Source organism: Pseudomonas medicaginis (assembly GCF_965119365.1).
In the GTDB taxonomy this organism is placed as follows: Bacteria; Pseudomonadota; Gammaproteobacteria; order Pseudomonadales; family Pseudomonadaceae; genus Aquipseudomonas.
The window spans coordinates 4,831,139-4,843,117 of the sequence record NZ_OZ221631.1 but is presented as its reverse complement, the minus strand read 5'-3'; the positions used below and the strand labels follow the sequence as shown (position 1 = coordinate 4,843,117).

Below are 11,979 nucleotides of genomic sequence, written 5' to 3'. Positions count from 1 at the left end.
AAATATTCCACGTAAAAAATTTATAGAATAATTATTGATTATTGCGTGCTGCTCGTTTTAGTCTGCATTCACCAACAGCGTTGGCGCCGGTGTCGGCGACAAGCGCAGGCTGATAAAAATAACAGGAGCCAGCATGGGCCAGACTCGTTTTGCCAGTGGGCGTCAATTGGATGTGATCTGCCTGGGACGCCTGGGCGTCGATCTCTATGCGCAGCAAATCGGCGCGCGCCTGGAAGATGTCTCGAGCTTCGCCAAGTACCTGGGGGGGTCCTCTGCCAACATCGCGTTCGGCACGGCACGCCTGGGGCTCCGCTCGGCGATGCTGAGCCGGGTCGGGGACGATCACATGGGCCGCTTCCTGGTGGAGTCCCTGGCCCGCGAAGGCTGTGATGTCAGTGGCATCAAGGTCGATCCCGAGCGCCTGACGGCCATGGTCCTGCTGGGTATCAAGGACCGGGAAACCTTTCCCCTGGTGTTCTACCGGGAAAACTGCGCCGACATGGCACTGCGGGCCGAAGACATTGACGAAACCTTCATTGCCTCCAGCAAGGCCTTGCTGATCACCGGCACGCATTTCTCCACCGAGGGCGTCTACCAGGCCAGTCTCCAGGCGCTGGACTATGCGCAAAAGCATCAGGTCAAGCGCGTCCTCGACATCGACTATCGACCCGTGCTCTGGGGCCTGGCGGCCAAGGCTGATGGAGAAACCCGGTTCGTGGCCGACCAGAAGGTCAGCCAGCATGTGCAAGGCATCCTGCCGCGTTTCGACCTGATCGTCGGCACCGAAGAAGAATTTCTCATTGCTGGTGGCAGCGAAGACCTGCTGACCGCGCTGCGCACCGTGCGCTCGCTGACGGCGGCGACCCTGGTGGTCAAGCTCGGTCCTCAAGGCTGTACGGTGATCCATGGCGCCACTCCGGCCCGGCTCGAAGACGGTGCGATCTACCCAGGCGTACGGGTCGAAGTCTTGAATGTATTGGGCGCCGGTGATGCGTTCATGTCCGGATTTCTCGCCGGCTGGCTGGAGGACGCCAGTGATGAGCGCTGCTGCCAGTTGGCCAATGCCTGCGGCGGCCTGGTGGTGTCGCGCCATGCTTGCGCCCCGGCGATGCCGACCCGGGCGGAACTCGATTATTTATTCCAAAGCCCGGTGCCGATCACCCGGCCGGACCAGGATGCCGTGTTGCAACGGCTGCACCAGGTCAGCGTGCCCCGCAAGACCTGGAAACAGCTGTTCATCTTCGCCTTCGACCATCGCGGACAACTGGTGGAACTGGCCCAGAAGGGCGGCCGCGCGCTGAGCAGCATCGGTGAACTCAAGCAGCTGTTCGTCCAGGCGGTGGCGCGGGTCGAAGCCGACCTGCGGCGCCAGGGCATCGAGGCTGACGTCGGCCTGCTGGCCGACCAGCGCTTCGGCCAGGACTCGTTGAACGCCGCCACCGGGCGTGGCTGGTGGGTGGCGCGTCCGGTGGAAGTGCAGGGTTCGCGACCACTGGCCTTCGAACACGGGCGCTCCATTGGCAGCAACCTGATCGCCTGGCCACAGGAGCAGATCATCAAGTGCCTGGTGCAATTTCACCCTGACGACGAACCGCTGCTGCGCCTGGAACAAGAGGCGCAGCTGATGGGCCTGTACAAGGCCTCCCAGGCCAGCGGCCATGAATTGCTGCTGGAAGTCATCCCGCCCAAGGATCACCCATCACCGCACCCGGACGTGCTCTATCGTGCCCTCAAGCGCCTCTACAACCTGGGTATCTTCCCGGCGTGGTGGAAGATCGAAGCCCAGGACGCGGAGCAATGGCAGCAGCTCGACGAGTTGATCCAACAGCGCGATCCGTATTGCCGCGGCGTGGTGCTGCTGGGCCTCAACGCCCCGGCCGCGGCGTTGGCCGAAGGGTTTCGCCAGGCCGGAAAGAGCACCACCTGCCGTGGTTTCGCCGTGGGCCGCACGATCTTCCAGGAACCGAGCAGGGCTTGGCTGGCAGGGGAGATCGATGATGAAACGCTGATCCGGGATGTGCAGGGCAGGTTTGTGGAATTGATCGAGGCGTGGCGCAGTGCCCGAGCTTGATGGATGTTGCGCCGGTTTTTTGTGGCGAGGGGATTTATCCCCGCGGGGCTGCGAAGCAGCCCCAAACCCAGCAGCTCGGTGTGTCAGGCAAATTGAATTAAACCTTTAGAGGGCCGCTTCGCAGCCCTGCGGGGATAAATCCCCTCGCCACAATAAGTATTCCAAACGGTTTTCGATATTCAGTTTGAAAACAATAAAAGGTGCAGCCATGCCCGCTATTCGAATTGGCATCAACCCGATTTCCTGGAGCAACGATGACTTGCCGTCGCTGGGCGGCGAGACGCCGTTGAGCACGGCGCTGAGTGAAGGCAAGGCCATCGGCTACGAAGGTTTTGAACTCAACGGCAAGTTCCCCAAGGACGCCAAGGGCGTCGGCGATGTGCTGCGGCCTTATGACCTGGCGCTGGTCTCCGGCTGGTATTCCAGCCGCCTGGCCCGGCGTTCAGCGGCCGAGGAGATCGATGCTATCGCCAGCCACGTTGAGTTGCTGGCGCAGAACGGCGCGACGGTGCTGGTCTACGGGGAAGTTGCCGACTCCATCCAGGGTCAGCGGATTCCCTTGGTCGAGCGGCCGCGTTTCCATACGGATGACGCCTGGCAAGCCTACGCCGACAAACTCACCGAACTGGCGCGCTTCACCTTGTCCCACGGCGTACGCCTGGCCTATCACCATCACATGGGCGCCTATGTCGAGTCGCCCACCGACATCGACAAGTTGATGGCCCTGACCGGCAGCGAAGTGGGCCTGCTGTTCGACTCGGGCCATTGCTACATGGGCGGTGGCGAGCCGTTGCAGGTGCTGCGCAAACACATCGAGCGGGTCTGCCATGTGCACTTCAAGGACGTGCGCAAACCGGTGGTGCAACTGGCGCGCAACAACCTGTGGAGCTTCCCCGACTGCATCATCAACGGCACCTTCACCGTGCCGGGGGACGGCGATATCGACTTCGCCGCCTTGCTCGATGTGTTGCTGGCCGCCGACTACCAAGGTTGGTTGGTGGTGGAAGCCGAGCAGGACCCCGCCGTAGCGCCGAGTTATGCCTACGCCAAGAAGGGCTACGACACCCTGCGCGCCTTGCTGCAAGAAAGGAGTCTGTCATGAGCCTGTTGATCAAGAGCCATTCCAGTGGTCGAACCATGGTCCAGTTGCCGGCAGGTGAGCTGGAATACGTCGGGTTCGCCGCCTACCGCCTGAGCCTGGGTGAAACCCTGCCGGTGGCCGCCGGTGACAAGGAATTGTGCCTGGTGCTGCTCAGTGGTCGCATCAACCTCAAGGGTGAAGCACCGGGGCAGGGGGCCTTCGATTGGGACAACCTCGGTGATCGCCAGTCGGTGTTCGAGGACACGTCGCCTTATGCCGCTTACCTGCCGCCCGGCAGTCAGGCCCAGGTCACCGCGCTGAGCGATGTACAGATTGCCGTGTGCGCCGCGCCGGGGTCTGCGCAGAACAGTTATGGCCCACGGTTGATCCGTCCGGACAGCATGAAGCGCAGTGTGCGCGGCAAGGGCGCCAACACCCGCTATGTCTGCGACATCCTGCCGGACAGCGAACCGGCTCATTCGCTGTTGGTGGTGGAAGTGCGCACGCCGTCGGGGCACTCCTCCAGTTACCCGCCGCACAAGCACGACACCGACGACCTGCCGCACCAGAGCTTTCTCGAAGAGACCTATTACCACCAGGTCAATCCGTCCCAGGGTTTCGTGTTCCAGCGGGTCTACACCGACGACCGCAGCATCGACCAGGCCATGGCCGTGGAGAACAGCGATCTGGTGGTCGTACCCAAGGGCTATCACCCGGTCAGCGTGCCCTACGGGTACGAGTCGTATTACCTGAACGTCATGGCCGGACCGAAGCGGGTCTGGCAATTCCATAACGATCCGCAGCATAGCTGGCTGCTGGATCTCTGACTCCACACATACGCAGGGAGAACAAGCACCATGAGCGACGCCCCGGTAGTAGGCCATTACATCAACGGTCGGGTGCAGGACAGCGACAACCCGCGGTCCAGCAATGTCTTCAACCCGGCCACCGGTGCGGTGCAGGCCCGGGTGGCCCTGGCCGAGCCGAGTACCGTCGACGCGGCAGTGGCCTCGGCGCTGGCGGCGTTTCCGGCCTGGTCCGAGCAGTCGTCGTTGCGCCGTTCGCGGGTGATGTTCAAGTTCAAGGAGCTGCTGGACCAGCACCACGACGAGCTGGCGCAGATCATCAGCCGTGAACACGGCAAGGTGCTGTCCGACGCCCACGGCGAAGTCACCCGCGGCATCGAGATCGTCGAGTACGCCTGCGGTGCGCCAAACCTGCTCAAGACCGATTTCAGCGACAACATCGGCGGCGGCATCGACAACTGGAACCTGCGTCAGCCCCTGGGCGTTTGCGCCGGGGTCACGCCGTTCAACTTCCCGGTGATGGTGCCGTTGTGGATGATTCCCCTGGCGCTGGTCGCCGGCAACTGCTTCATCCTCAAGCCTTCGGAGCGCGATCCGTCCGCCAGCCTGCTGATGGCCCGGTTGCTGACGCAAGCCGGTCTGCCGGACGGTGTGTTCAACGTGGTCCAGGGCGACAAGGTGGCGGTGGATGCGCTGTTGCAGCACCCGGACATCGAGGCGATTTCCTTTGTCGGCTCCACGCCGATTGCCGAGTACATCCATCAGCAGGGCACGGCGCACGGCAAACGTGTGCAGGCCCTGGGCGGGGCCAAGAACCACATGATCGTCATGCCCGACGCCGACCTCGACCAGGCGGCGGATGCGTTGATCGGTGCCGCCTACGGCTCGGCCGGGGAGCGCTGCATGGCGATTTCCATTGCCGTGGCAGTGGGGGACGTGGGCGATGAATTGATTGCCAAGCTGTTGCCCCGCATCGACCAACTGAAGATCGGTAACGGTCAGCAGCCTGGCACCGACATGGGGCCGCTGGTCACCGCCGAGCACAAGGCCAAGGTCGAAGGCTTCATCGACGCCGGAGTGGCCGAGGGCGCTCGGCTGATCGTCGATGGCCGTGGTTTCAAGGTGCCCGGGGCCGAGCAGGGATTCTTTGTCGGCGCGACGCTGTTCGACCAGGTCACCGCCGAGATGAGCATCTACCAGCAGGAGATTTTCGGCCCGGTGCTGGGGATCGTTCGCGTACCGGATTTCGCCACGGCGGTGGCGCTGATCAACGCCCATGAATTCGGCAACGGCGTGTCGTGCTTCACCCGTGACGGCGGCATCGCCCGGGCGTTCGCCCGCAGCATCAAGGTCGGCATGGTGGGCATCAACGTGCCGATTCCGGTGCCCATGGCCTGGCATTCCTTTGGCGGCTGGAAGCGTTCGCTGTTCGGCGATCACCATGCCTACGGCGAGGAAGGCCTGCGCTTCTACAGCCGCTACAAAAGCGTGATGCAGCGCTGGCCCGACAGCATCGCCAAGGGCCCTGAATTCAGCATGCCGACGGCCCAATAACGCAATGTTCGAATGACTGCCGGAGGGAGAACAATAATGAACAAGCCCCTGCGTTTTGCCTTGAACCGAATGGTTGCCCCACGCCTGTCCCTGCCCGCGTTCATCGACCTGGCCCTGGCGTTGAAAACCGATGCCATCGAGATCCGCAACGACCTGGAGGGCGTCGAGATCGAAGACGGCATGCCGCCGGTCCGCGTCCGCGAGTTGTGCGAGGCGCGCGGTATCAAGGTGCTGTCGATCAACGCGCTGTACCCCTTTGACGTGTGGAACGAAGAGCGTCGTGCCCAGGCCGTGCGACTGGTCGATTACGCCCGTGAATGCGGCGCCGAGGGCCTGGTGATGTGCCCGCTCAACGACCGCGCCGACCCGCGCAGCGAAGCTGAACGCGCGGCTGGGCTGCGTACGGCCCTCAGCGAACTGGCGCCGATTCTGCGCGCCTTTGGCATCTACGGGTTCATCGAGCCCCTGGGTTTCGAAGAGTGCGCGCTGCGCCGCAAGCGCACGGCGGTGGAAGCGATCAAGAGCATTGGCGGGCTGGATGTGTTCCGTCTGGTGCACGATACCTTTCACCATCATCTGGCGGGTGAACAGGAGTTCTTCCCCGAACTGACCGGGTTGGTGCACATCTCCGGCGTCGAGGAGGCCGAGGCCCCCTTGGCGACGATCCGTGACGGTCACCGGGTGCTGGTGGGCGAGGCCGACATCCTCGGCAATGCCGCGCAGATCGAGGCGCTGCGGGCCGGCGGCTACGAGGGCTACCTGTCCTTCGAACCGTTCGCCGAGAGCGTCCATGAGCTGGCCGACATCCGCCAGGCGCTGGGGGCGAGCATGAATCACCTACAGAGCTGCCAGGGCTGATCCGATTCCCTGAACGATGGAACCCCTGTGGGAGCGAGCTTGCTCGCGATGACGGCGGCACACTCAACATCTGAGCTGCCTGTCACACCGCTATCGCGAGCAAGCTCGCTCCCACCCTTGACCCGAGTTGCGTTTCAGAAGGTGCAAGCATGACCACAACACGACTGACCATGGCCCAGGCCCTGGTGAAATTCCTCGATAACCAGTACGTCGAGGTCGATGGCGTCCAGAGCAAGTTCGTCGCCGGGGTCTTTACCATTTTCGGCCACGGCAACGTGCTGGGCCTGGGCCAGGCGCTGGAGCAGGACAGCGGCGACCTGGTGGTCCACCAGGGTCGCAACGAGCAGGGCATGGCCCATGCCGCCATCGGGTTCGCCAAGCAGCACCTGCGCCGCAAGATCTACGCCTGCAGCTCGTCGGTGGGCCCCGGCGCGGCGAACATGCTGACCGCTGCGGCCACGGCGACGGCCAATCGCATTCCCTTGCTGCTGTTGCCCGGCGATGTCTACGCCAGTCGCCAGCCGGACCCGGTGCTGCAACAGATCGAGCAGTTCCACGACTTGAGCATCAGCACCAACGATGCCTTCAAGGCCGTGAGCAAATACTGGGATCGCATCAACCGCCCCGAGCAACTGATGAGCGCCGCGATCCATGCCATGCGCGTGCTGACCGACCCGGCCGAAACCGGCGCGGTGACCCTGGCCTTGCCCCAGGACGTACAGGCCGAAGCCTACGATTACCCGGATTACTTCCTGCAAAAACGTGTCCATCGCATTGACCGTCGCCCGGCCACTGAATCGATGCTCGGCGATGCCCTGGCGCTGCTCAAGGGCAAGCGCCAACCGTTGATCATTTGTGGCGGCGGCGTGCGCTACGCCGGTGCCAACGCTGCGCTGCAGGCCTTTGCCGAGCGCTTCGACATTCCGTTCGCCGAGACCCAGGCGGGCAAGAGCGCGGTGGTGTCCAGTCATCCGCTGAACGTTGGCGGTGTCGGTGAAACCGGTTGCCTGGCGGCAAACCTGCTGGCCAAGAAAGCCGACCTGATCATCGGTATCGGCACCCGCTACAGCGATTTCACCACGGCCTCGAAATGGCTGTTCCAGCACCCGGATGTGCAGTTCCTCAATCTCAACATCAGCCCGTGCGATGCCTTGAAGCTCGACGGCGTGCAACTGTTGGCCGATGCCTGCTCAGGCCTGGAGGCCTTGTCGGCTGCGATGGGCGACTATCGCGCCGAATGGGGCGGGCAGATCGCCGACGCCAAGGGGCAACTGGACGCTGAGGTAGACCGGGTCTACCAGGCTGATTATCGGGGCGAGGGCTTCGTCCCGGAAATCAACGACGGCATGGATCCAGCGGTGTTTCGCGAATTCATCGAACTCACCGGCTCCTGCCTGACCCAGAGCCGCGTACTGGGCACCCTCAACGAAACCCTCGCCGATGACGCCATCATCGTCGCCGCCGCCGGCAGTCTGCCTGGCGACTTGCAGCGCAGTTGGCGCAGCAAGGGCGTGAACACCTATCACGTCGAGTACGGTTATTCGTGCATGGGCTACGAGGTCAACGCGGCCCTGGGCGTGAAGCTCGCCGAACCCGACAAAGAGGTGTACGCCCTGGTGGGGGACGGCTCCTACATGATGCTGCACTCGGAGCTGGCGACCTCGATCCAGGAACGCCGCAAGATCAATGTGGTGCTGCTGGATAACATGACCTTCGGCTGCATCAATAACTTGCAGATGGGGAACGGGATGGACAGCTTCGGCACCGAGTTCCGTTTCCGCAACCCGGACACCGGCAAGCTCGACGGTGGCTTCGTGCCGGTGGATTTCGCCATGAGTGCGGCGGCCTACGGCTGCAAGACCTACAAGGTGAAGACCCTTGACGAACTGTACGCGGCCCTGGCCGACGCACGGCTGCAAACGGTCTCGACCCTGATCGACATCAAGGTGCTGCCCAAGACCATGATCCACGGCTATCTGTCATGGTGGCGGGTCGGTGTGGCGCAAGTCTCCACCAGTGCTCGGACCAACGCGGTCGCCAAGGCCCTCAATGAACAACTGGCCCAAGCCCGTCAGTACTAATTGCCCAACCCAACATAAGGAGTTCCAAATGTCTTTGAAACTGGGCGTCATCGGCACCGGGGCCATCGGCCAGGATCATATCCGTCGATGCAGCCAGACCTTGCTCAACAGCCAGGTGGTGGCGGTGACCGATATCAACCTTGCCCAGGCGGCGAAGGTGGTGGCGGACCTGAACTTGACCGCCGAGGTGTACCCGGACGGGCATGCCCTGATCAATGCGCCGGATGTCGAGGCGATCCTGGTCACCTCCTGGGGCCCGAGCCATGAAGCGTACGTACTGGCGGCGATTGCGGCCGGTAAGCCGGTGTTCTGCGAAAAGCCCTTGGCGGTCACCGCCGAAGGGTGCCGCCGGATCGTCGACGCGGAAGTGGCCCATGGCACGCGCCTGGTGCAGGTCGGCTTCATGCGCCCCTACGACGAAGGGTATCGAGCCCTGAAGGCGGTGATCGACAACGGCCAGATCGGCGAACCGCTGATGCTGCACTGCGCCCACCGCAACCCCCGGGTCGGCGAGAACTACAAGACCGACATGGCGATCACCGACACGCTGATCCACGAACTGGATGTGCTGCGTTGGCTGTTGGCCGATGACTACGTCTCGGTGCAGGTGGTGTTTCCGCGCAAGACCAGCAAGGCCCTGGCCCACCTGCGGGACCCGCAGATCGTCCTGCTGGAAACCGCCCGGGGCACGCGCATCGACGTCGAAGTGTTCGTCAACTGCCAGTACGGCTACGACATCCAATGTGAAGTGGTGGGGGAGACCGGTATCGCCAAGCTGCCGGAACCGTCCCAGGTGCAACTGCGCAGCGAGGCCAAGCTGTCCAATGCGATCCTGATGGACTGGAAGGACCGCTTCATCGCGGCCTACGACGTCGAATTGCAGGCCTTCATCGACGGCGTGCGCGCCGGGCAGGTGGGCGGGCCATCGGCCTGGGACGGGTTTGCGGCGGCGGTGGCGGCCGATGCCTGCATCCAGGCGCAGCAGAGCGGGCAGATTGTCCCGATCGAATTGCCTGAACGGCCGCGCTTCTACGGCTAACCCCAATCCCCTTTGGGTATGCAGTCAAATTGTGGGAGCGAGCTTGCTCGCGATGGCGGTGGGTCAGTCAACGTGATGGAGGCTGATCCGCCGCCATCGCGAGCAAGCTCGCTCCCACAGGGGTTGGTGCTCATCCAATGACTTTCAAGGAGTTTTCATGCGAATCGGACTAGTGGGCTACGGCAAGGGCGGGCGGTTTTTTCATGCGCCGCTGATCAGCAGTCTGCCGGGGGCTACGTTCGTCGGCGTGGTGACCCGGTCTGCCGAGCGGCGCCAGCAACTGGCGAGTGATTATCCGCACGTCCAAGCCTTTGACTCCCTCGAACAATTGGTGGCAGCGGGCGTTGATGCGGTGGTGGTGTCCACACCGCTGGACGGTCGCCCGGAGGTGGTGATGCAAGCCATCGGCCTCGGTGTGGCGGTGGTCAGCGACAAGCCTTTTGCCTGGGATGCCGCACAGGCCGAGGCGCTGGTGATGGCCGCCGAACAACACAACGTGCCGTTGAGCGTGTACCAGAACCGTCGCTGGGATTCGGATTTCCTGACCTTGCGCAAACTGCTGGCGTCCGGCGCCCTGGGGCAGGTCATTCGCTTTGAATCCAGCGTCGAGCGCTATTCGCCGACCTCGGTTGGCAAAGGCAGCGGTGGCGGGTTCCTGCGCGATTTGGGCAGCCACCTGGTGGACCAGGCGCTGCAACTGTTCGGGCCGGTGGAGCGAGTCTACGCCGAGCTGGACTACCGCCAGCCCGACCAGGTGTTCGACAACGGCTTCTTCATGTCCTTGACCCACGCCAGCGGTGTGATTTCTCACTTGAGCGGCAATTGTGTGCAAAACGCACCGCGCCCGCGCTTTCGGGTCAACGGCACCCAGGGTTGCTACACCGTCGACGGCCTGGACGGGCAAGAGGCCCAGGCCTTGGCCGGCTTGAGCCCGGCGACCGAGGGCGAACGCTGGGGGGCGGAAGAACATCGGCGCTGGGGCTGGTTCGAACACGGCACCGAGCGCGAGCGGGTGACCTCCGAGCGTGGCTGCTGGCTGGCGTTCTATCAACACTTGCAAACCGCGTTGCAGAGCGCTGGCCCGCTGCCGGTGGAGGCCCGTGATGCACTGGCAACCACGCGCATCCTTGACGCGGCCAGGCAGAGTGCCGAGCAGGGCGAAGTGGTGCGTTTGGCCACGCCTGTCGGCCATGGAATAAAAAACGAATAAAATTCTAAAATGAGTTGATATGGAAAATATTTTCCAATAAAGTCGTTTCCAGGTTACCGACACCCCTGTCTGCCTTCCGCCAAGCCAGCCTTGAACGGACGACAGACGTAACAAAAACAAGAAACACAGCTAGGTACCGTCGATGAAAACCTTCAGCCGTTCTGCGTTTCACCTGCCACGTCTGCTGCACCTGTCCGCAGTCCTTCCCCTGTTCGAATCCCTGTGCATCCAGCGCAAGGGCGCCGTGGTCTGTTGCATGCCCGGCGCGCCCATCGTGCGCTTGCCCCGTTCCTGATCCGTCACGCCTTATCCATAAGACCAACAAAAAAGTGGAGAAAGACCGTTCATGAAGACCAAGACCCGTATCGCCTCGCTGGCCCTGTCGTTGATGCTCACCAGCGGCGCTGCCCTGGCGGACCTGAAGATCGACGTCAGCATGTCCCAGTTCGATGACACCTGGCTGACTTACCTGCGCGAATCCATGGACAAGAAAGCCAAGTCCCTGCCGGATGGCGTCACCCTGCAGTTCGAAGACGCGCGCAGTGACGTGGTCAAGCAATTGAGCCAGGTGGAAAGCTTCATCAGCCAGAAGGTCGATGCGCTCATCGTCAACCCGGTGGACACGGCCGCGACCCAGAGAATAACCAAAGCCGCGGTGGCGGCGGGCATCCCGCTGGTGTACGTCAACCGTCGCCCGGACGACCCGACCTTGCCGGAAGGGGTGGTCACCGTGGCCTCCGATGACCTCGAAGCCGGGCGCATGCAGATGCAATACCTGGCCGACAAGATGGGCGGCAAGGGCGACATCGTGATCCTGTTGGGCGACCTCGCCAACAACTCCACCACCAACCGCACCAAGGGCGTCAAGGAAGTGCTGGCCAAGTACCCCGGCATCAAGATCGAGCAGGAGCAGACGGGCACCTGGCTGCGGGACAAGGGCATGACCCTGGTCAATGACTGGCTGACCCAAGGCCGCGAATTCCAGGCCGTGGTCGCCAACAATGACGAGATGGCCATTGGCGCCGCCATGGCCCTCAAGCAAGCGGGCACCCAGAAGGGCAGCGTATTGATTGCCGGGGTCGATGGCACGCCGGACGGTTTGAACGCCATCAAGAAAGGCGACATGACGGTCTCGGTGTTCCAGGACGCCAAGGGCCAGGCCGATGGTTCGATCGACACAGCGGTGAAAATGGTCAAGAAGCAGCCGGTCGAGAAGGCCGTCTGGGTGCCGTACCGCCTGATCACGCCGGAAAACGTCGCTCAGTTCAAGTGACATTCA

The 11,979-nt window shown here is 62.9% G+C and carries 10 protein-coding genes; all 10 read left to right on the top strand.

The window, feature by feature from the left end:
• Positions 1-133 precede the first annotated feature (133 nt).
• The 10 genes from ACMTA2_RS20915 (at position 134) to ACMTA2_RS20870 (ending at position 11,973) form a co-directional block, all read left to right on the top strand.
• On the top strand, positions 134-2,071 hold the full coding sequence (locus ACMTA2_RS20915) for a bifunctional 5-dehydro-2-deoxygluconokinase/5-dehydro-2-deoxyphosphogluconate aldolase (RefSeq protein WP_413791583.1): 1,938 nt from the start codon (positions 134-136) through the stop codon (positions 2,069-2,071).
• A 208-nt stretch (positions 2,072-2,279) separates the two neighbouring features.
• Positions 2,280-3,173: a myo-inosose-2 dehydratase gene (iolE, locus tag ACMTA2_RS20910; protein ID WP_413791582.1), complete on the top strand. Its 894-nt coding sequence runs from the start codon at positions 2,280-2,282 to the stop codon at positions 3,171-3,173.
• The gene (gene iolB, locus ACMTA2_RS20905; protein WP_413791581.1) at positions 3,170-3,979 is read left to right on the top strand and encodes a 5-deoxy-glucuronate isomerase; all 810 of its coding nucleotides are present in this window, start codon (positions 3,170-3,172) and stop codon (positions 3,977-3,979) included. Before iolE ends, iolB begins: the two co-directional genes overlap by 4 nt.
• Positions 3,980-4,009: 30 nt before the next feature.
• Positions 4,010-5,512 (top strand): CoA-acylating methylmalonate-semialdehyde dehydrogenase, encoded by a 1,503-nt coding sequence (locus ACMTA2_RS20900; protein ID WP_413791580.1) that lies wholly within the window; start codon positions 4,010-4,012, stop codon positions 5,510-5,512.
• A gap of 36 nt (positions 5,513-5,548) precedes the next feature.
• Entirely contained in the window at positions 5,549-6,370 is an 822-nt protein-coding gene (locus tag ACMTA2_RS20895; RefSeq protein ID WP_413791579.1) for a TIM barrel protein, read from the top strand.
• Positions 6,371-6,519: 149 nt separating this feature from the next.
• Complete coding sequence (iolD, locus tag ACMTA2_RS20890) at positions 6,520-8,451, top strand: 3D-(3,5/4)-trihydroxycyclohexane-1,2-dione acylhydrolase (decyclizing) (protein ID WP_413791578.1); 1,932 nt, start codon at positions 6,520-6,522, stop codon at positions 8,449-8,451.
• Between the two features lie 28 nt (positions 8,452-8,479).
• On the top strand, positions 8,480-9,490 hold the full coding sequence (gene iolG / locus ACMTA2_RS20885) for a bifunctional inositol 2-dehydrogenase/D-chiro-inositol 1-dehydrogenase (protein ID WP_413791577.1): 1,011 nt from the start codon (positions 8,480-8,482) through the stop codon (positions 9,488-9,490).
• Positions 9,491-9,647: 157 nt separating this feature from the next.
• On the top strand, positions 9,648-10,700 hold the full coding sequence (locus tag ACMTA2_RS20880; protein WP_413791576.1) for a Gfo/Idh/MocA family protein: 1,053 nt from the start codon (positions 9,648-9,650) through the stop codon (positions 10,698-10,700).
• A gap of 142 nt (positions 10,701-10,842) precedes the next feature.
• A complete protein-coding gene (locus ACMTA2_RS20875) occupies positions 10,843-10,995 on the top strand; it encodes a hypothetical protein (RefSeq protein WP_413791575.1) in 153 nt (50 codons plus the stop codon).
• Positions 10,996-11,046: 51 nt separating this feature from the next.
• Positions 11,047-11,973, top strand: a complete 927-nt coding sequence (locus ACMTA2_RS20870) for a sugar ABC transporter substrate-binding protein (RefSeq protein ID WP_413791574.1) — start codon at positions 11,047-11,049, stop codon at positions 11,971-11,973.
• Positions 11,974-11,979: the final 6 nt, after the last annotated feature.

Bases quoted from the DNA above. Each gene is read 5' to 3' on its own strand.
- ACMTA2_RS20915 (WP_413791583.1), top strand. From the start codon at position 134: ATGGGCCAGACTCGTTTTGCCAGTGGGCGTCAATTGGATGTGATCTGC.
- iolE (WP_413791582.1), top strand. From the start codon at position 2,280: ATGCCCGCTATTCGAATTGGCATCAACCCGATTTCCTGGAGCAACGAT.
- iolB (WP_413791581.1), top strand. From the start codon at position 3,170: ATGAGCCTGTTGATCAAGAGCCATTCCAGTGGTCGAACCATGGTCCAG.
- ACMTA2_RS20900 (WP_413791580.1), top strand. From the start codon at position 4,010: ATGAGCGACGCCCCGGTAGTAGGCCATTACATCAACGGTCGGGTGCAG.
- ACMTA2_RS20895 (WP_413791579.1), top strand. From the start codon at position 5,549: ATGAACAAGCCCCTGCGTTTTGCCTTGAACCGAATGGTTGCCCCACGC.
- iolD (WP_413791578.1), top strand. From the start codon at position 6,520: ATGACCACAACACGACTGACCATGGCCCAGGCCCTGGTGAAATTCCTC.
- iolG (WP_413791577.1), top strand. From the start codon at position 8,480: ATGTCTTTGAAACTGGGCGTCATCGGCACCGGGGCCATCGGCCAGGAT.
- ACMTA2_RS20880 (WP_413791576.1), top strand. From the start codon at position 9,648: ATGCGAATCGGACTAGTGGGCTACGGCAAGGGCGGGCGGTTTTTTCAT.
- ACMTA2_RS20875 (WP_413791575.1), top strand. From the start codon at position 10,843: ATGAAAACCTTCAGCCGTTCTGCGTTTCACCTGCCACGTCTGCTGCAC.
- ACMTA2_RS20870 (WP_413791574.1), top strand. From the start codon at position 11,047: ATGAAGACCAAGACCCGTATCGCCTCGCTGGCCCTGTCGTTGATGCTC.